Source organism: Chroococcus sp. FPU101, assembly GCF_017312365.1.
In the GTDB taxonomy this organism is placed as follows: domain Bacteria; phylum Cyanobacteriota; class Cyanobacteriia; order Cyanobacteriales; family Microcystaceae; genus Chroococcus.
The window spans coordinates 15,350-34,561 of record NZ_BLJI01000027.1 but is presented as its reverse complement, the minus strand read 5'-3'; the positions used below and the strand labels follow the sequence as shown (position 1 = coordinate 34,561).

General features: G+C 39.0%; 16 protein-coding genes and 1 pseudogene. 9 read left to right on the top strand and 8 right to left on the bottom strand.

The window, feature by feature from the left end:
• The first annotated feature begins 172 nt into the window (after window positions 1-172).
• The 3 genes and pseudogenes from CFPU101_RS18690 to CFPU101_RS26335 all read left to right on the top strand — a co-directional run bounded on the left by CFPU101_RS18690 (window position 173) and on the right by CFPU101_RS26335 (window position 3,026).
• Window positions 173-1,408 carry a serine hydrolase gene (locus CFPU101_RS18690; protein ID WP_206816846.1) on the top strand — a complete coding sequence of 412 codons (1,236 nt, stop codon included), beginning with the start codon at window positions 173-175 and terminating at the stop codon, window positions 1,406-1,408.
• 2 nt (window positions 1,409-1,410) lie between these two features.
• Window positions 1,411-2,507 (top strand): annotated as a pseudogene (locus CFPU101_RS26340) (serine hydrolase domain-containing protein); the annotation flags it as partial.
• A gap of 102 nt (window positions 2,508-2,609) precedes the next feature.
• A complete protein-coding gene (locus tag CFPU101_RS26335; RefSeq protein ID WP_374191977.1) occupies window positions 2,610-3,026 on the top strand; it encodes a DUF3471 domain-containing protein in 417 nt (138 codons plus the stop codon).
• 79 nt (window positions 3,027-3,105) lie between these two features.
• Here CFPU101_RS26335 and CFPU101_RS18675 read toward each other — a convergent pair whose 3' ends face one another.
• On the bottom strand, window positions 3,106-4,239 hold the full coding sequence (locus tag CFPU101_RS18675) for a hypothetical protein (RefSeq protein WP_206816843.1): 1,134 nt from the start codon (window positions 4,237-4,239) through the stop codon (window positions 3,106-3,108).
• A gap of 92 nt (window positions 4,240-4,331) precedes the next feature.
• Here CFPU101_RS18675 and CFPU101_RS18670 point away from each other — a divergent pair, with 92 nt between their 5' ends.
• The 4 genes from CFPU101_RS18670 (at window position 4,332) to CFPU101_RS18655 (ending at window position 7,098) form a co-directional block, all read left to right on the top strand.
• Window positions 4,332-5,225, top strand: coding sequence for an alpha/beta fold hydrolase (locus tag CFPU101_RS18670; protein ID WP_206816842.1), 894 nt, complete (start codon window positions 4,332-4,334; stop codon window positions 5,223-5,225).
• Between the two features lie 123 nt (window positions 5,226-5,348).
• Entirely contained in the window at window positions 5,349-5,927 is a 579-nt protein-coding gene (locus CFPU101_RS18665; RefSeq protein ID WP_206816841.1) for a hypothetical protein, read from the top strand.
• A 232-nt stretch (window positions 5,928-6,159) separates the two neighbouring features.
• Window positions 6,160-6,789 (top strand): lipopolysaccharide assembly protein LapB, encoded by a 630-nt coding sequence (locus tag CFPU101_RS18660; protein ID WP_242578085.1) that lies wholly within the window; start codon window positions 6,160-6,162, stop codon window positions 6,787-6,789.
• A 54-nt stretch (window positions 6,790-6,843) separates the two neighbouring features.
• Complete coding sequence (locus CFPU101_RS18655) at window positions 6,844-7,098, top strand: BolA family protein (RefSeq protein ID WP_206816840.1); 255 nt, start codon at window positions 6,844-6,846, stop codon at window positions 7,096-7,098.
• Window positions 7,099-7,154: 56 nt separating this feature from the next.
• On the opposite strand, the gene CFPU101_RS18650 is transcribed toward CFPU101_RS18655, so the two are convergent.
• The 4 genes from CFPU101_RS18650 to trpC all read right to left on the bottom strand — a co-directional run bounded on the left by CFPU101_RS18650 (window position 7,155) and on the right by trpC (window position 10,368).
• Entirely contained in the window at window positions 7,155-7,799 is a 645-nt protein-coding gene (locus CFPU101_RS18650; RefSeq protein ID WP_206816839.1) for a Uma2 family endonuclease, read from the bottom strand.
• Between the two features lie 84 nt (window positions 7,800-7,883).
• Window positions 7,884-9,029, bottom strand: a complete 1,146-nt coding sequence (locus CFPU101_RS18645) for an alanine--glyoxylate aminotransferase family protein (protein WP_206816838.1) — start codon at window positions 9,027-9,029, stop codon at window positions 7,884-7,886.
• Between the two features lie 93 nt (window positions 9,030-9,122).
• On the bottom strand, window positions 9,123-9,413 hold the full coding sequence (locus CFPU101_RS18640) for a DUF5340 domain-containing protein (protein WP_206816837.1): 291 nt from the start codon (window positions 9,411-9,413) through the stop codon (window positions 9,123-9,125).
• A gap of 67 nt (window positions 9,414-9,480) precedes the next feature.
• Window positions 9,481-10,368 (bottom strand): indole-3-glycerol phosphate synthase TrpC, encoded by an 888-nt coding sequence (trpC, locus tag CFPU101_RS18635; RefSeq protein WP_206816836.1) that lies wholly within the window; start codon window positions 10,366-10,368, stop codon window positions 9,481-9,483.
• A gap of 110 nt (window positions 10,369-10,478) precedes the next feature.
• Between trpC and CFPU101_RS18630 the strand changes: the two genes are divergently transcribed.
• A complete protein-coding gene (locus CFPU101_RS18630; protein ID WP_206816835.1) occupies window positions 10,479-12,689 on the top strand; it encodes a transglycosylase SLT domain-containing protein in 2,211 nt (736 codons plus the stop codon).
• An 86-nt stretch (window positions 12,690-12,775) separates the two neighbouring features.
• Here CFPU101_RS18630 and CFPU101_RS18625 read toward each other — a convergent pair whose 3' ends face one another.
• Window positions 12,776-14,143, bottom strand: coding sequence for a calcium-binding protein (locus tag CFPU101_RS18625; RefSeq protein WP_206816834.1), 1,368 nt, complete (start codon window positions 14,141-14,143; stop codon window positions 12,776-12,778).
• A gap of 445 nt (window positions 14,144-14,588) precedes the next feature.
• Complete coding sequence (locus CFPU101_RS18620; RefSeq protein WP_206816833.1) at window positions 14,589-15,962, bottom strand: calcium-binding protein; 1,374 nt, start codon at window positions 15,960-15,962, stop codon at window positions 14,589-14,591.
• A 186-nt stretch (window positions 15,963-16,148) separates the two neighbouring features.
• Between CFPU101_RS18620 and CFPU101_RS18615 the strand changes: the two genes are divergently transcribed.
• Entirely contained in the window at window positions 16,149-17,171 is a 1,023-nt protein-coding gene (locus tag CFPU101_RS18615; protein ID WP_242578082.1) for a cysteine hydrolase family protein, read from the top strand.
• 368 nt (window positions 17,172-17,539) lie between these two features.
• Here CFPU101_RS18615 and CFPU101_RS18610 read toward each other — a convergent pair whose 3' ends face one another.
• A complete protein-coding gene (locus tag CFPU101_RS18610; RefSeq protein WP_206816832.1) occupies window positions 17,540-19,129 on the bottom strand; it encodes a DUF2079 domain-containing protein in 1,590 nt (529 codons plus the stop codon).
• Window positions 19,130-19,212 lie beyond the last annotated feature (83 nt).

The following is a 19,212-nucleotide window of genomic DNA, read 5'->3' as shown; positions in this document are numbered from 1 at the left end:
GACCTTTTAGCCTTATTTCTGGCTGATACGCTTCAAATATTAAACAAATGTAATTTTTTAAAACAGAAAATTTGATTAATGATTTTTTGAGATAATATTTTAAAAACTCGATAGCCCGAAGCCTTCCAATTCTTAAAATTTCTGACAAAAACTTAATTTTCTAACTTGAATAATGAAAAATATCCTTTTTTCACCACTACCCTATCTAAGTATTGCGATCGCACTAATTACAGTAAATACATCTTCTGTCACCGCAGCAGACCTAGTCCCACGTACTACAGATATTGATCGCAAACTGAATGAACTCGTAACGATGTCGGGCGGGCCTCCTGGTGCTGTCGTAGTCATACAGCGTGGGAATCATGTGATGCTGCATACGGCGGGTGTAGCTGATAGCCAAACGCAACGACAGATTCAGGCTACCGACTATATGCGTATAGCGAGCGTTGCCAAGGCTTTTAGCGGGGCGGTATCGCTTTCATTAGTCAATCAAGGCTTACTCTCGCTTGATGATACAATTGGTGAGCGTTTGCCAAGTTTACCGCAGCCTTGGGCAGAAGTTACGCTTCGTCAGTTACTTAATCACACCAGTGGGCTACCCGACTTCTCACAGAGCGAGGCTTTTAGAGAAGCTCTCATTAAATCGCTTACTATACCAGTCGCACCGAGCCAATTGCTGGAGTTTGTCGCCAACGAGGGTCTTGAGTTCGAGCCGCCAGGTTCCCAGTATCAGTACTCAAACTCCGACAATATTGCAGTCGCTTTGATGATTGAGGCAGTTACGGGACGCACTTATGAGGAGATGTTACAAGAACAAGTATTCACGCCACTTGGACTAACCCAGACGAGCCTACCAGTCGGGGTCATACTTCCAACACCGTTTATTCACGGTTATAATGTTCAAACCCAACCCCCAGAGGACGTTAGCGAATTAGTGGCCGCAGGATGGGCCTGGGCATCAGGTGGCATTGTCTCGACACCATCCGACCTCAATCAGTTCATCCGAGGCTATGCCAGTGGACAACTATTCGGAGCAGACATTCAAGCACAGCAGTTTCAGTTTGTCCCAGGTGCAAGCTCACAGCCACCAGGACCAGGAACGAATTCAGCAGGACTAGGTATTTTTCGCTATGAGACACGTTGCGGGACAGTATACGGTCATACGGGTAATACATTGGGCTACACTCAGTTTGCGGCGGCGACCTCCGATGGTCAACGTTCGGTAGTCGTATCGATTAACGGACAGATTACACCCCAGAGCGACCCCGACACCTTTGCGAAGCTACGCAGTATCGAAGAAGACGCGGTATGCGCGGCCTTAGCATCTATACCCGAATCTTCATCAGCCTTGCCGATTTTAGGTTTTGGACTATTAGGGCTATATTGTGCTTTTAAACAACGAGCTTAAGCATGGAGTTAGTCATCATGAAACTACATTACTGGGTCGCGCTTTTTCTTTGTTCTTTTCTAGGTTTCTCATTCGCTGAAGCCAAACCGATACTAAAGGTTCAAAAACCTGTCATCGTTGCTCAAAATCAGAAAACTCAAAAAGTCACAGAACAAAACGTTAAAGTTGCTCTCCCTCAACTGGAAAAACTGGCTAATGAGATGATGGAAAAGACGGGTGTACCAGGAATGGCGATCGCTATTGTCTATCAAGATCGGATTGTTTACCTCAAAGGATTTGGGATACGTGAGGTAGGTAAACCTGATTTAGTCGATCCAGATACCGTCTTTCAAATTGCGTCTGTATCAAAGCCAATTGCATCAACCGTTATAGCAGGTGTAGTAGGGAAAGGCTTGATTGAGTGGGATGATCCGATCATTAAACACGATCCTAGCTTTCAAATGAACCATGCTTTTGTAACGAATGAGGTAACTTTTCGTGACCTTTTAGCTCATGTAGCGGTTTACCCGACCATGCGGGGGACGACTTAGAAGATTTAGGATTTAACCGTACAACCATCTTACATCGCCTGCGCTACCTACCAACAGGTAACAACTTTCGCTCACATTATGCTTACACCAATTTTGGCTTTACTGAAGCCGCAGTCGCCGCCGCCAAAAGTACTGGAACATTATGGGAAGATCTTTGTTTTAAGACACTTTATCAACCACTGGGAATGAATAACACGAGTTCTCGCTATTCAGACTTTATCGCAGCTAACAATCGTGCGTCTGGACATATTTATTTTAAGGGTCAGTGGGTTGCCCAAGAGCAACGAACTCCTGATGCTCAGTCTCCAGCAGGTGGTGTAAGTTCTAGCGTACACGACATGGCTCAATGGATGCGGTTACAATTGGGGAAGGGCATCTTTGACGGGTTACAGATCATTAATGCTGAAGCTTTAGCAGAAACCCATCGTCCCCAAATGATTAGTAATCCTCCTCAAAATCCATCAATAGATCGTGCTGAGTTTTATGGGCTAGGTTGGGGCATAAAGTACACCGATGAAGGACTGGTTCGCTTGAGTCATTCTGGTGCTTTTAATCTTGGTGCTGCTACTACTGTTTATTTACTTCCCAGTGAAAAGCTTGGTATCGTCGTCCTTACCAATTCTCGCCCAATTGGAGTCCCAGAAACGATCGCGCTTAGTTTTCTAGACCTAGTGCAGTATGGTCAAATTAAACGGGATTACTTGAAGTTACTACAATCTGCTTTTGCTGCGCTTGATCAACCACCCTACGGTACCTTAATAGATTATACAAAACCCCTCACACAACCCTTACCAGCACTGTCTTATAATTCGTATATTGGAACCTATCAAAACGATTATTTTGGCGAGATTGAGATTGTTGAGCGAGATGGCAAACTGATTCTACTTCAAGGAGCGCAAAAAAAAGCCTTTCCGTTACAGCACTATAATCGAGATGTATTTACCTATCAACCCGAAGGCGAAAATGCTTTCGGTTTGAGTGCAGTAACCTTTACGGTTGGTGCGGACGGAAAAGGAACAAATGTTATTATCGAAAACCTGAATATTTTAGAGCAAGGTACCTTTCATCGCCTATTGCCTCAAAAATAAATCTTTACTAGAAACTAAATCATTTCAATCTCTTTTAAACGTATTGACAAAAATGATATTTAATGTTAGGTAAAATATTTTAATTATGTCTTACTAATGCCCAAACAACCTCCCAAGCAATGAGTATAATAACCGTCCATTCCAAAGCCGTAGCCCGTTCAGTATCGGCTTCATCGTGTAACATTTCATAGGTTTCTCGTAACAGTTTCAGTTTATGTTCAACTCCAGAACGCCAGACATCGACACGCAGGACATTTAAAATCGAGCTATAAAAACGATTCCAGTAAACATCATTAGTTACTTTAAGAGCATTATCTACCCGTTCCGTATCTTCGCTAAATTCTGCGATCAAACGTTGTACATCATGTAACAAACGACTGTAGCGACTGACGAGAGGTAGACCAAAACGGATCGGTTCTTTGGGGAGTTGACGATACATTCGAGGTAAAAGCTCATCTAATGCGTTATCGTATGAACGCATTAAAAGTAATTCAACATTAGCAAATTCAATCAATACGATCGCAGTTTGAGCCGCTAAGGGATCGGGTTCAATCAATAACGCTCCATTCCAGCTTAATAAAGCCATATCATCGGGATAATAGCTCATCTGAGTAATTAATTGTTTAGCAGAATCACTCAGAGGCTGTTGTTCTCCTAATAAGGCTGCCCACACGATGGGATGTTCGGCTAATGAACTCACTTTGATGGTCTGGGTGAGTTGTTGCACGATCAAAATACTATAATCTTCGACTACACTACTACGATGAGGTTTAGAAATTGATGGATAAATTACCTTTTCTATATCTTCTAAGTTTTTAATGAACAGATCTTCTATATTATCGGGTAAACTCTGAGCCATAGCCATCAGTTGAGCGATCATCATCCAGTTTGCGGGGGTAGGGAAAGGAAGAACCAGAGAAAATGCGATCGCACCTAAATCATAAATTCTCACTCTGAGCATTCCCAAAAAAGAATAACCTGCTAAAACAATAGGATATTCACCTAATTCGATTTGGACTGGATATTCAGCAAATTGAATACTTTCAGCTTGGCGAACATGAATTGACATCGGTCGTCTGGCAGTGGGTTGAGCAATTAAAGCAGAAGCTCGACTTAAATTAATTTCATCTCCAATTTCGTATAATTGACTGAGGATTAATGTTCCTTTAGTAATATCTGGTAAGATAGACTCCTCTACAATCTCGGCTGTCATAAAATAGATTTCAGTTACTCATTTATCTTTTCTAGCTTGGCTTATTTTTTAAGTTTTGACCGTAAATTTAATTAAGGATAGAAAAACAGACCATGATCGAACCACTTGGCGTTGCACAACAGTCTGTCGTTACTTCTCTTGGCACAATGGTATATTACACTCCAACCTTACCCCCTTGGTCAGAAAATGGAGAAACCAATCAACCAACTCTTCTTTTTTTACATGGATTTGGTGGCGGTTCATCTGCTTATGAATGGTCGAAAGTGTATCCCGCGTTTGCCAGTGATTATCGAGTTATTGCACCAGATTTAATCGGATGGGGTCGCTCAGAACATCCACAACGCAACTATCAAGTCGATGATTATATTACAACCATTATTGAGTTTATCGAGAAAACTTGTAATGAACCTGCGCTTGTGGTTGCCTCTTCTTTAACCGCAGCCTTTACCATTCGGGCGGCTATTCTTCGTCCAGATTTATTCAAGGCTCTAATTTTAACCACTCCCGCAGGATTATCGGATTTTGGTGAAGATTATAGCCGTAGTTTCTTCGCTCAACTGATTAGTATTCCTATATTAGATCAATTGCTTTATAGTACTGGTGTGGCGACATCGAATGGAGTTTCATCTTTTTTAGAAAATAATCAATTTGCGAATGCTAATCGAGTTTATCCAGAGATTGTCCAAGCCTATCTAAAATCAGCACAACAACCAAATGCTCAATATGCGGCTCTTTCTTTTGTCAGAGGTGATTTATGTTTTGACCTATCGCTTTATATTACTCAACTGACTATCCCTACTGCAATTATCTGGGGAAAAAAATCTCAATTTACTGGGCCTGAAATTGGGAAGCGACTAGCAGCGATGAATCCACAAGCGATCAAAGCATTTTTAGAAATCGATGAAGTTGGACTGACACCACAACTAGAATTACCTGCTGTTACCGTTGGATTGATTCAAAAATATTTAAAAATTTTGGTTCAATAGAAAGATCAAACTGTAGGAATAAATTAGACATTAAATCATTTATCTCACAGGATACAGGTAATGGAATGACGAACTTAGATACAACTAAATAGATTGTCGTAATTGAAATAAAAAATATTCGTCATGCTTTATCGTAAATCTCAATCCTTAAAAATCTTGGCTGCTTTAGCTGTAGGAACTCTAGCAATTGGTCAAATCGAGCCTGCTAACGCTAAACCTATGCAATCTGGTTCTGGTTCATCAACTCAAGAAAATCCTACTTATCCAACACGGATTCAGAATCAAAATAGGCCCGCTCCTGCGAGTGAGTCAACAACTCCTCCTGCGGGTGCTGATCCCGATACTCGCCCCACTCAATCTGATGGAACCAATCGTACTAACCCCACCGATCGCAGATTGTATCAAAACAATCAAATGACGAATGAAGATAATTCAATGGATCAGAACACACCTCCTGCTGGTGCTAATGTAGATACTCGTCCTACTCAGTCGGATGGAACCAATCGTACTAATCCTACTGATCGCAGAATTTATAACAATAACAATCAGACGACCACTCCTAGCAGTACCAATGATATGAACCGTCCGACCACTCCTAGCAGTACCAATGATATGAACCGTCCGGCCACTCCTAGCAGTACCAATGATATGAATCGTTCGACTACTCCTGGCAGTACCAATGATATGAATCGTTCTAAGTAGAAGAGCGTTCCCTTGGGTGGTTTTCATGATTAAGTAATTTAATTCTTTTTGAATTAGGGTGGCAGCATTGCTCACCCTTTTGCCGTTTTAGGAACTTTTTCGCCGACCAAAGAATTCATATAGCTAAGATTCAAAGGCTTTTAGGATCTAGAAAACATTTGCAGGCTAAATGTTAAGATACCTCAAGTGTGTAAACAAACACCCTAAACGAAATCTGTTAGTAGAGTTATATATGTATCTAAATCCTACAAAATTATTATTGACCTGTGCTATTCTTCTTGTTGCTTCACCCGTATTGGCTCAATCTTCTAATAAAAAACCCAACGTTAATCAAACTCCGAATAAAACACCGAGTTCTAATCCTGTACCTGCATCGGTTAGCCCATCTTCAGACACTAATACTGACTCCATGCGACCTTTAGCTCAACCTGAGAGTATTCTTAATTACCAAGGCGCACAACAAATCATGCAAGATGCAAATAGTGCGATTAATGCGGGTAAGTATGATGTAGCGGTGGATAAATTACAGCAAGCGCGTCGCGTATTTAACCAGTTATCTAACTTCCATCTTCAGTTAGCAAATAGTTTTTCGGGCATTGATAATAAAATTGTTGAAGCACAGCGTCAAAGTGCTTTACAAACGGGACAAATGCGTGATGAAGCAACCTATCAACTTGCTTTAGTCCATCGGGCGCAAAATAAGCCAGAATTAGCCGTACCCTTACTCATTCAGGTGATTCAATCCCAGAACCCGACCACAGATTTAGGGGCAAAATGTTATCAACAGCTTTATGAATTGGGTTTTGTTAGTACGCCCTTTTCAACAAATCCAGAACCTTCGGCATCAACTCCAAATCAATAAGCAATCATACAGATCACGGATAATAGTACTAATTAGTTTATTGAAGGATATAGCATGGTGAGTCTTAAACAAGTTGAAGCAATGATTCAAAGCGAATTACCAGACGCTGAAGTAATGGTTAGAGATTTAACAGGGGGTGGCGATCATTTAGAAGCGATCGTGATTTCACCATCTTTTGAAGGGAAAACTAGAGTAAAGCAACATCAAATGGTTTATGGGGCATTAAAAAAGGAAATGGCAACGGAAGCGATTCATGCTTTAGCTATTCATACTTTTACCCCGATGACTTGGCAAAGTGCGAATAGGTAGCGATACACTTTTCGTCACTGTAAATATTTGTAAATTTTGGTTGAAAAAGGTTAATTTTATGCTTTTTTCAACCTTTGTTGTAGTTGATTGCGAAATTCTTTAGCCGCAGCAAGGGGATTAGATATTCTTAGACATTCCACTAACAGATTAATATCTAAATCGGGCAATAATTCGCTTTGAGTTAGTTTCTCATAACCAAAGGTTGATACAAACTCAAAGGGGATATCTTCTCTTTTGTGATAAATTGATAAATTATTGTTTTGCCAAAACCAAACTTCTTTAACTCCTAAGCGTCTATAAAGTTCTAAGCGATTAATTCCCCCACTGGTAATGACAACCTCTACCGCTAAATCTGGGAATTCTTTGTCAGTATCGATACAATAACTTTCATCAGGTTCACTTCCTGCTTGTTTTTCCTCTTTTCTGAATGTCGTCGAACCAGTCGGAAAATATTCGGTATTGGTTTCTAAAAAATACACTTCTACAAGTGTTCCAATACGAGTTTTACCACTTTCATGACGACGACTGGGGGCCACAATTTCTAATACTCCATCTAAAAAAGCCACTCTGTAAGCATTACTATCACCTAAGTCCGCTAATAAGGCTTCGTATTGTCTCCAGTTAACTCCAGTAATAATTCGCTTTTCTTCGGGATCATCTGCTTGTATTCTTTGATAGAAGTCGTTGAGTAGAGTTACCATAAAACAAAAACAGAACAATTGCTCTAATTATAAAAACAAAAAAGACGCGATTGCTCACGTCTGTTGTAATTTTTTAATGATCGACTAACTAAATACTTTAGCTGCCGCCGCAATGCCCGCACCGGGGTTTAGACCTTCGTAGCCCAAATCTAGTAAAGTGGCTTCTAGGGATGCAATAACGGTTAGCATATCGCGTTCGCAAACGAAGCCTAAATGACCAATACGGAAGATTTGACCTTTGAGGTGATCTTGTCCCCCCGCAACAGCGATATCAAATTTTTTACGAAGTGCAGAACGGACTTTTTCAGCGTCCATTGTTGGCGCAACTGCCGTTACCGCAGGACTTGCACAATGATCAGCACCAAATAATGGTAAACCCATTGCTGTCATTGCGGCTCTAGTTCCTTGGGTTAAACGCTGATGACGCTCAAAAATGGATTCTAACCCTTCTTCTTTCATCATCCGTAAAGCCACCTGTAAGCCATACATCAGGTTAACGGGTGTGGTGTAGGGAGAACTGTTTTTATCAGTTTCTTTTTTATATTTCCCTAAATCTAAGTAAAAACGAGGAATTTTAGCAGTTTCGTAGGCTTTCCAGGCTTTTTTACTGACTGAGACAAATCCCATTCCTGGAGGAATCATATAGCCTTTTTGAGAACCCGAAGCGACGACATCAATTCCCCAGTCATCTACTGGAACACTGGTCGCGCCGAGACTGGTAACAGCATCTACAATTAATAAGGCTTCACCGTGATCTTTGACGATCTTACTAATGCTTTTTAAGTCGTTGATGACTCCAGTGGAAGTTTCCGAATGGGTCATAATGACTGCTTTAATGGTTTTATCTTTGTCTGAAACCAGCTTTTCTTTAAAATCTTCTGGGTTAAGTGGTTTACCCCATTCCGATGAAATGACATCGACATTTAAACCAAAGGCTTTAGACAGTTTAACCCAGCGTTCGCCAAATTTTCCATTATCAGCAGCCAAAACGCGATCGCCCGGACTTAAAAAGTTAATGATACCCGCTTCCATTGCTCCAGTACCCGATACAGTCAGCATCAGCACATCGTTTTCAGTTTGATGTAACCATTTCAGATTTTCGGTCAGTTCACCAATAACTTTACTAAAATCTCCGCTTCGATGTCCAATAGGGTGTTTAGCCATAGCCAACAAAACCGCTTCAGGTACAGGTGTTGGCCCTGGAATCATTAACATATGTTTATTTTGCATAATTCTTTCCTTGATCGTCTTTGGTGCCCACACGAGCAGAAATTGATCCTATCTCAAATTGAGTAGATTTTCTCTAAGATTTTTTGCTTACTGTTAGCTATGATTAACACTTTTAGTGGTTTCTGAAGTTAGACTGTCTATTTCGTCGTCCAAGGAAACGGGCATACTGTTGAGTGACCATCGGCATTCAAAGGGAATTTGAGTTTGTTGACATATATCTTCTAGTTGCTTTTGTTGAGCATATGCTTTTCTTAAACTAATAATGACTTGCTGAACTTGTTGCCTCAGCGCGGGTTGTTGTTCGACTGCTGCTAGGGTTTTGCGTTCCAATAACTGTAGCAGTAATTCATAATGCACATGAGACGGTAAAGGAATTGGCTTCATAAAATCCGCACATGGGATAAATAAAAACAAGACAGCACACTTGACGCTCCAAAAAGATAGTCACTGATTATGGCTTGGAAAATAGCATTGTGATCGCTTTGATCAGGTCGTTCTGTTTAATGAGCGATTCCCCAATTAAGACCGCACTTGCTCCGGCTTGTTGAACTAATTGTAAATCAGATGAGCTATCTAAACCAGATTCACTGACGATGAGGATGTCTTTTTGTTCAATTTCTTCTTTTCTGGTCTCTAATAATTGACAGGTTGTCTGTAAGTCAACGGAAAAATCTTCTAAGTTACGATTATTAATACCAATTAAGTTAACGCCTTCAATCGCTAGGACTCGATCTAATTCTTCTAAGGTATGCACTTCAATTAAAGCCGTCATTCCTAAAATATTGACAATTTTAGTAAAATATGATATGTCAGAATCGCTTAAAATCGCAGCAATGAGTAAAACTGCATCCGCGCCTTTACTACGAGCATAATAAATTTGATAGGGATAGAGGATAAATTCTTTACACAGTAAGGGTAGCTCGACTGCTTGACGAACTCTCCAAAGATTGTCAAAGCTTCCAGAGAAGAATTTTTCATCGGTGAGAACGGATAAACAGCTTGCACCACCTAATTCGTAGCTTTTTGCGATTTCTTGTGGATCAAAATCTTCTTTAATAATTCCTTTACTGGGTGAGGCTTTTTTGACTTCGGCAATTAAAGCGGGTTGAGTCTTGCCGTTTTTTAACGCGCCTAAAAAGTCTTTTGCTGGTGCCGTTTGTCTGACTTTTTTCTGTAATTCAATTAAGGGTAAGCGTTCCCGCATTTGATCGACTTCGATTTCTTTGTGCCAGACTATTTCTTCTAGAATGTTTTGGGGTTGCTCATCGGGTACAATAACTTTGTATTCTAGGTTGTCTACATTAACGCTCTTGTTGGGTCGCCGTCTACGAATTTGCATGATTTTATAATATGTAGATACAGTTTTCTATTTTAGCGACACGAGAAACAATTCCCAAAAGTCCAGAATCATTGATAATGGTTATCTGAAGTGCTAGTCACCATGATGTAATGCTAAAAAATTTAAAAGCTAAACCTTCTCTCATTCTGGGTATTAGTTCTGGACTCCTCTTACTAGCCATCCCTAGTATTTTATTCCTCAATCCAGTTCTTAGAGAGAGACTAGAACAACAAACCCCACTCAATTCAAGATCTCAAGATTCCTTTGAAGCGGAAAAAGATCAGCCATCTGCCGTGATGAACTTGGTTTTTTTACCAGTAGAGGAACAAGAAACACAACTAAGAGCGATCGCAGATTCTAATCAAGCTTCTTTAGATCGTAGTCGCGCCCGCTATCTTTTGGCTTCTATTTTACTTAAAAAATTTGAAGGTGGGCCAGCTTTACGGTTACTACAGGGTTTAGATAAACAATATCCCGCCTTAGCACCACAGATACTTTTAAAACAGGGACGCGCTTACGAACTGAGTAATGAACCTCAAAAAGCTCAAGATATGTGGCGAAAAGTCATCGAGCGTTATCCTGATTCACCAGTTGCTGCCGATGCTTTGTACAATTTGGGTAAAACTAATCCCGAATACTGGGAACAAGCGATTACTCAATTTCCCCGTCATCCGCGTACACATGACATTATTCTAGAACGTCTTAAAGACAATCCGAATCAACCGCAATTATTATTAAATTTACTTAAAAATAGTCTTCCAGAACCTTCAACCAATCAAGCACGTGAGCGTTTGGTTCAAGAATTCTCTAAACAGCTTACACCCTCAGACTGGGAATTGATAGCAGACGGATATTGGGATCAAAATCTTTATCAAAAAGCCGCCGCAGCCTATCAAAAAGCCTCACTAAGTCCTCGTCAAGCCTATCGTATGGCTCGTTATCTTCAAATCGACAACAAAATCGAAGAAGCTAAACTGGGTTATCTAAAATTAATTAAACTTTATCCCAAGGCCCCAGAAACCGCACTAGGATTGTTACGGCTTGCTGACATATCCAAAACACAAGACGCACTCATTTATCTAGATCTGGTTGTTAAACAATTTCCCGAGAAAGCTCCACAAGCTTTACTCAAAAAAGCCAATCTTTTAGCACGTTCTGGGAATGCGACAGCCGCTAATCAAACCCAACAAGTTTTAATTAATCAATATTCTAATTCCGATGAAGTCGCTGATTTACGTTGGAAAATCGCGCAGCAGTATGCAGATAATGACAATTTTGTCAAGGCTTGGGAATGGGCGCAACCGATCACCGTTAATAATGCTGATAGTTCAGTTGCACCAAAAGCCGCTTTTTGGGTAGGCAAATGGGCGCAAAAATTAGGCAAGCAAAAAGAAGCTCAAGATGCGTTTACTCATACCCTCGGACGTTATCCCTCTTCTTATTATGCGTGGCGATCGGCTATGTTACTCGGTTGGCCGGTGGGTGATTTTGAAACAGTTCGTGCCAAAACTCCGACGATTCAAAAACCAACACAACGCCCTATACCTCCTTTTGGTTCAGATGCGTTTAAAGAATTGTATCGTTTAGGGGAAGAACAACAAGCTTGGGAACTCTTTCAAGCAGAAATTGTTGATCCAACTAAATTGACGATCGCTGAACAATTTACTTATGGTTTATTATTACTCGATCAAAACCGTAATATTGAGGCGATTAATCAAATTTGGAGTCTTAAGGAACGAGAAACCCCAGAAGAGCTAAGTCAATGGCAATCTTTACGAGGCACCCAAGAGTATTGGCAAGCTTTATTCCCTTTTCCCTATTATGATTTAATTCTCAAATGGTCACAAGAGAGAAAATTAAACCCCTTATTAGTCACTGCATTAATTCGTCAAGAGTCTCGTTTTGAGAAAGATATTAAGTCTCCAGTGGGTGCTACGGGATTAATGCAGCTTATGCCCGCTACAGCTAAAATGGTAGCAAATAATCTAAATCTCAAAGAGTATTCATTAACCAAGCCTAACGATAATATTAATTTAGGCACTTGGTATTTTGATTATACTCATCAGACTTACGATAATAATTCGATGTTTGCGGTAGCGAGTTATAATGCTGGGCCTGGCAATGTTTCTAAATGGTTAACACGATATGAATCGAGTGATCATGATGAATTTGTGGAAAATATACCTTTTAATGAGACAAAGGGATATGTAGAATCTGTTTTTGGGAATTATTGGAACTATCAGCGAATCTACAATCCTGAGATTGCTCAGTTATTAGAAAAACTTCCAAAAGTTAATCCTCAAAATCAGCCTAAACCTTAAAAAAATATTTGGGTAATTAACTCAGTGACACTAGAATTACCCAAATAAACTTTTGTTTTAGAGAAAATATAAAAAACAAACTTAGGCTAAATGACATAAATATCATTATTGGTTAGAGTCGGTGCGCCTTGCAGAATGGCTAGAATAGTTGATGCTGCTGAACCACTGCCATCAACATCAAAGCGAAGATAACCTGTACTTGTGTCATAGAGAAAACGTTGAGTTGAGTTTGTCGCGCTACTTCCATATTTGAATTGTGCAGCACTGAGATAAGAATACTGAGTTAAGCCACCACCGAAACCAAACGCTGAGACTTCAATTTCATTTATACCACTCTCAAAGTTAATTATTCTGTCAGTTCCTTCATTAGGAGCATTGAAGGCAATATAACCACCTCCATGATTTCCATAATAATCATTATTAACACAAGTTATCGTATCGCTTCCTAAACCACCATAACCTGAGTAATACGGACGTATTGTTAAAGAGTCATTTCCTGCTTCACCATACTGAGTTCCATTATCTGTTAGAGTATCGTTCCCATCTCCTCCATATAGCACAGAACCATAGTAAGAGTAACTCGTTAGAAGATCATTGCCTTGTCCACCATAGAGAGTATCATAGCCTAATCCAGCTTCTAGGGTGTCATTGCCATCGCCCCCATCAAGAAGATTATTACCGTCATACTCACTAAAATAGCCATAAGATAAAAAATCATTGCCTTGCTCACCATAGAGGGAATCATTTCCTAAATATCCTTTAATAGTGTCATTGCCATCCCCTCCTCTAAGAAGATTGTTGCTATCATTGCCATAAATAACGTTGTCATAAGTATTCCCGATACCGCTCAGGTTGGTCACTCCAGTGAGAGTCAAATTATTGACGTAATTCTCGTCTAAAGCATAGCTAACGGATGAAATGACTGTATCAACACCTTGCCCTGGTAATTCTGTAATCACATCTGTGGTGCTATCGACAATATAGGTATCATCTCCAGTTCCACCAATGAGGGTATCTATCCCATTTCCTCCATTAAGAGTATCTTTACCTGCATTTCCTCTAAGGGTATTGTTTCCCGCATTTCCTGTGATCACGTTATCGTAACTATTGCCTGTACCATTGAGGTTACTGCTACCTGTCAGAGTTAGATTATTAACATAGTTTTCCGATAATGTGTAGGAAAGCGATGTTTTGATCGTATCAACCCCACCCCCTGCTAATTCTGTAATCACATCTGAAAGGCTATCAACTATATAAGTATCATCGCCACTACCACCAATCATCGTATCAGCACCCGTACCGCCATCTAGGGTATCATTCCCATTACCGCCATCTAGTCGGTCATTTCCTCCTAACCCAGTCAGAGTATCATTTCCATCGTAACCATAAATAAAATCATTAGCGGAAGTTCCTGTTAAATTGTTATTTCCTGAATTGCCGTAAATAGTAGCCATTTGATTTTTACTCCTTGTCGTTCTGAAATAAGCTTTATTAACACTTCAGAGCAAATCATCAATTTTATGTTGTATTTTACATTTATTTACAACTAGAAATAGTAATCTTATCAAGGTTAATCATCCTAGCAAATTGACGATATTTTAGAATAAAAAACCAGTTTTAACTGTATTTTGAGCCTTAGTGATTTGTGATTTCACATGATTCAGCAAAAAGATTAAGCTAAATTTATCTTATATAAAAATCAAAACTGTATCGTATTAAAATTAAAATTTAAGCCATATTTAGTTTGTCTTCAACCACATCGTAAATATTCAGACTTATTATTAAATGAGCTTTGAGAGCAATTCTGATTCTTCTAAAAAAATTTGGATAATTATTGAGGCAAACTAAGTCAAAAACTCTTAAATTACCCAAATCTTCGGTTATTTTTTGAGAAAATGGTTAAAAGACATAAATATCACTATTAGTAAAAGTCGGTGCGCCTTGCAGAATGGCTAGTACGGTTGATGCGGCTGAACCACTGCCATCAACATCAAAGCGGAGATAGCCCGTAGTTGTATCATAGAGAAAACGTTGAGTTGAACTTGTCGCACTACTTCCATAGGCGAACTGTTCAGAAGTGATATCAGTATAAGATGATAAACCACCACCGAAACCACTGGCAGAGACACTAATAGAATTCGATGAATTATTAAAATAAATAATTGTATCTGTACCCTCATTAGAAGTATTAAATACAATAGAATTACCATATTCGGAATAACTACAGTATAAAATATCATTTCCTAAGCCACCAATTAAACTGGTTCCAAATCCGCCCGTTAGGGTATCATCACCACTATCACCATAAGCTGAACCCTCCACAATAGAAACTGTATCATTACCGCTTCCACCATAAGCTGAACCAATAGTCACACCAACTGTATCATTACCACTTCCACCATAAGCTGAACCAATAGTCACACCAACTGTATCATTACCTGCATCTCCATATCCAGAGCCAAACTCTCCAGATAAAGTATCATTGCCATCTCCTCCATATAATGTAGAATCTCCAGAGGAGTGACTTAATACATCATTGCCTTTTTCACCATAAAGAGTATCATTGCCAAATTCGGAAAAGAGGGAATCGTTGCCATCGCCTCCTTTGAGTCGATTATTGCCCTCATTACCAGTAATCACGTTGTCATAACTATTTCCTGTACCATTAAGGTTAGCAGTTCCAGTCAGTGTCAGGTTATTAACGTAGTTTTCTGCTAATGTGTAGCTAACGGATGAAATGACTGTATCAACACCTTGCCCTGGTAATTCTGTAATCACATCTGTGGTGCTATCGACAATATAGGTATCATCTCCAGTTCCACCAATGAGGGTATCTATCCCATTTCCTCCATTAAGAGTATCTTTACCTGCATTTCCTCTAAGGGTATTGTTTCCCGCATTTCCTGTGATCACGTTATCGTAACTATTGCCTGTACCATTGAGGTTACTGCTACCTGTCAGAGTTAGATTATTAACATAGTTTTCCGATAATGTGTAGGAAAGCGATGTTTTGATCGTATCAACCCCACCCCCTGCTAATTCTGTAATCACATCTGAAAGGCTATCAACTATATAAGTATCATCGCCACTACCACCAATCATCGTATCAGCACCCGTACCGCCATCTAGGGTATCATTCCCATTACCACCTTCTAATCGGTCATTTCCCCCTAAACCAATTAAAGTATCCAAACCATCGTAACCATAAATAAAATCATTAGCGGAAGTTCCTGTTAAATTGTTATTTCCTGAATTGCCATAAATATTAGCCATTTGATTTTTGCTCCTTGTCGTCTTGAGATAAGCTCTAATAACATTTCAGAAACAACCCTAATTTTTATGATTCTTTTTACATTTATTTATATAAATTTTGATAGAATACGATAAGTAGTCGAAACTAAATTTTAAAACTTAAAAAAGTATAATTTAAAACATATTGGACTTTTAGGATTAAATTAAATGATGAATTCATTAAATAATTCTTTATTACCTATTCCACCTTGCTTTGACCCTCAAAAAGTATTTAGTTACTGGGCTGTACCATATCAGAAAAGAGCAGAAGAAGCTAAAGAATGGGCTAAAAAATATAATATATTACCTGAATTTAAAGATAAAAAACGTATTTGCTTACTGATTATTGACGCTCAAAATACATTTTGTTTACCAGAATTTGAGTTATTTGTGGGTGGTCGATCGGGTCGAGGTGCTATTGATGATAATATTCGTTTATGTGAGTTTATTTATCGAAATCTTGGGGTAATTACTAAAATTATGCCAACTCTGGATACTCACACAGCAATACAGATTTTTCATCCGATTTTTTGGATCAATCAATCTGGAGAAAACCCACCTCCGATGACGATGATTAGTTTAGAAGATATTGTTACTCAAGTTTGGCGGGTTAATCCAGATTTAGGTCATGATTTAGAGCATTATGCTTTACATTATGTCAAAAATCTTACAGAACAAGGAAAATATCTTTTAACCATTTGGCCGTATCATTCCATGCTAGGCGGAATTGGTCATGCTTTGGTTTCTGCATTAGAAGAGGCGATTTTTTTTCATAGTATTGCACGGAATAGTCAAACTCAATTTGAAATCAAAGGGGAAAATCTTTTAACGGAAAATTATTCGGTATTTTTTCCAGAAGTCTTAGAAGATCATCAAGGACAACCCATAGCTCAAAAAAATAGTCGTTTATTGGAACAAGTTTTAGAGTATGATGCTGTGATTATTGCAGGACAAGCAAAAAGTCATTGTGTCGCTTGGACGATCGAGCATTTATTACAAGAAATTTTGTCTGAGGATGCTAATCTAGCCAAAAAAATCTATTTATTAGAGGATTGTACTTCGCCTGTAGTTGTTCCAGATGTGATTGATTTTACACCCCATGCAGATGAAGCCTTTCAGCGTTTTGCAACTTTTGGAATGCACATTGTACAATCGACTGATGCGATTTCTGATTTTCTCAATTTGGGCTAACAAACTTTGTTAATCTGCTATCAAACACGAAAATTAGCTAACTTGTCCCAAAAATGTATATAATTTTCACAACTTGTTGCTAGATCTAAAGCAATTTGTTTAATTTCCCAATAAAGAAACCGCCCGAAGTAAATCGAGCGGAGTGTGGTGTGAGGAGTGAACGGAAACAATTGTCTCCGCTACTTCTATTCTAAAGGACAATTCTCTCTATTGAGTAGAGTTCTAATTTGATTGATAAAAATTTTCAACATTAGTCTAGTTAATAAGTAGATATACTACAAAACTTGATGCAACAAAAAAGTTGCTATGACTACAAAGATCTTTTACGGAGTCAATTTTGACAATTTTTATAAATCTCAGAAAAAGGGTTATAATGTTTGGCGGAAAGCTTGCCATTGAGATAAAAGTATTGGATCATCAGGAGTAGAACGCTTGAGCAAAATTACTCCGTCTTGATAGCCAATTAAACCGTACTCATTTTTATCGAGAAATGCTTCAACAGTGGGGACATCTTTAGCCAGAATTCTGCGATCGCCCGACGAAATAACCTGAAACCGTTGGTTTTTCCGAAAATCTATAATCATATAATCAAGCCAAATTTTTTGACCTGCATCATTGATCAATTCTACGTTAGGAGCGCGTAGGATTTCCCGACGACTCGAAAGATGAGGGACAATATCAGGAGAAGCAGACACACTTGCATCGGGGGGAATTTGCGCGATCAGTTTTTCGATAATTCTTGCATGATTCCATTGTTGTACAGGAGAAAAATAAAGCCAAGGTTGAAACGAGTTAGGAATAATGAACGCTAAAGCATCATTCGGACTTGAAGTGATCGTCAAAATCAGCGATAAACTTAGACAAACTGCCCAAAACCTTTTAAAAAATCGATTTTTCTGCGCTTCTGGATGATAAAACCACCATAAAATAGCCCCATAAAAAATACCAGGAACCAGAGTTAGAGAATAGCGCAAATCTAAACTTAATGCCCATTCACTTTTCCTTAACAAAATAGTCAACAAAGGAAAAGCAATTAACATCCATGTTGCCCCAGAAATCACCGAAATAAATCCCAAGGGTATAAACTGTCCCAATATATAAGTTAAGGTTGGTGAAAATGGAGTTAATAACTCTAGGAATAACCGCCAAGGATTTTTTAAAATTCCCCAAAGTACATCTAAGCTAGAAGTCTGCTCACCCTCAACATATTGACCAAATTCCTCGATTAAAAAGCGACTCGAAACATCATGAGAAAATAGGGGCATGATATAAGTGGTGACGACAATAGCATAAACAAGACTGGCTAGACAAACCCCTAAACCTAACCAAGGAAAACGCTTACTTAAAATTAAATAAAATCCAATACTAAATAAAACTACGGCTGCTTCTTCCCGTATCGCTACAATTAATACCGCACAAATGCCAAACCACCACCAGTGACGTTTTTCTAGGGCGAGAAATAGCCCAAATGTAAATAGAGGAAATTGACAAAAATCTTGAAAATGCCCCAAAGTTGGGCCAATTACTGCATTAGCGCAATAATAACTAATCGTAATCCAGGTGGCTAGATTTGGCTCAAGACGTTGACGCGCTAGGATATACAAGACTATTCCTGCTACTGTAATTAGCGTCACATTTAAAAACAGTAGCATCGGTGCATAGGGAAAAAGTAAATAGATAGGAAGCCACAACAGCAAAGCAGGAGTAAAGTGTTGTCCTAGACGATGATAAGATACAAAAGGGGTTTCAACCGACACTGAGAGACTAGAAGAAAGGGAACTTTGAAAAAAACGACCCTGATGTCCATTCCAAAAAACTTGATTAAAAATGCCTAGATCAAAAGATGTATCCGTATGATAGTAAGCATGATATCGAAAGAGAACGATCGCTAATTCAATCACAAAAAAGGTAATTGCTGCTGTAATCAATCCTCGATGATTTTTGAATTTTTCTGACATGGGTTGATTGCATTTGAGGTCTACCTATTTTACCTAGAAAGGCCTGATCAATCAAAAATTTTCCATCTCCTCATCAGTATTTT

Excerpts from the sequence above, each read along its gene's own strand:
- CFPU101_RS18690 (WP_206816846.1), top strand. The coding sequence starts at position 173 with ATGAAAAATATCCTTTTTTCACCACTACCCTATCTAAGTATTGCGATC.
- CFPU101_RS18675 (WP_206816843.1), bottom strand. The coding sequence starts at position 4,239 with ATGACAGCCGAGATTGTAGAGGAGTCTATCTTACCAGATATTACTAAA.
- CFPU101_RS18670 (WP_206816842.1), top strand. The coding sequence starts at position 4,332 with ATGATCGAACCACTTGGCGTTGCACAACAGTCTGTCGTTACTTCTCTT.
- CFPU101_RS18665 (WP_206816841.1), top strand. The coding sequence starts at position 5,349 with ATGCTTTATCGTAAATCTCAATCCTTAAAAATCTTGGCTGCTTTAGCT.
- CFPU101_RS18660 (WP_242578085.1), top strand. The coding sequence starts at position 6,160 with ATGTATCTAAATCCTACAAAATTATTATTGACCTGTGCTATTCTTCTT.
- CFPU101_RS18655 (WP_206816840.1), top strand. The coding sequence starts at position 6,844 with ATGGTGAGTCTTAAACAAGTTGAAGCAATGATTCAAAGCGAATTACCA.
- CFPU101_RS18650 (WP_206816839.1), bottom strand. The coding sequence starts at position 7,799 with ATGGTAACTCTACTCAACGACTTCTATCAAAGAATACAAGCAGATGAT.
- CFPU101_RS18645 (WP_206816838.1), bottom strand. The coding sequence starts at position 9,029 with ATGCAAAATAAACATATGTTAATGATTCCAGGGCCAACACCTGTACCT.
- CFPU101_RS18640 (WP_206816837.1), bottom strand. The coding sequence starts at position 9,413 with ATGAAGCCAATTCCTTTACCGTCTCATGTGCATTATGAATTACTGCTA.
- trpC (WP_206816836.1), bottom strand. The coding sequence starts at position 10,368 with ATGCAAATTCGTAGACGGCGACCCAACAAGAGCGTTAATGTAGACAAC.
- CFPU101_RS18630 (WP_206816835.1), top strand. The coding sequence starts at position 10,479 with ATGCTAAAAAATTTAAAAGCTAAACCTTCTCTCATTCTGGGTATTAGT.
- CFPU101_RS18625 (WP_206816834.1), bottom strand. The coding sequence starts at position 14,143 with ATGGCTACTATTTACGGCAATTCAGGAAATAACAATTTAACAGGAACT.
- CFPU101_RS18620 (WP_206816833.1), bottom strand. The coding sequence starts at position 15,962 with ATGGCTAATATTTATGGCAATTCAGGAAATAACAATTTAACAGGAACT.
- CFPU101_RS18615 (WP_242578082.1), top strand. The coding sequence starts at position 16,149 with ATGATGAATTCATTAAATAATTCTTTATTACCTATTCCACCTTGCTTT.
- CFPU101_RS18610 (WP_206816832.1), bottom strand. The coding sequence starts at position 19,129 with ATGTCAGAAAAATTCAAAAATCATCGAGGATTGATTACAGCAGCAATT.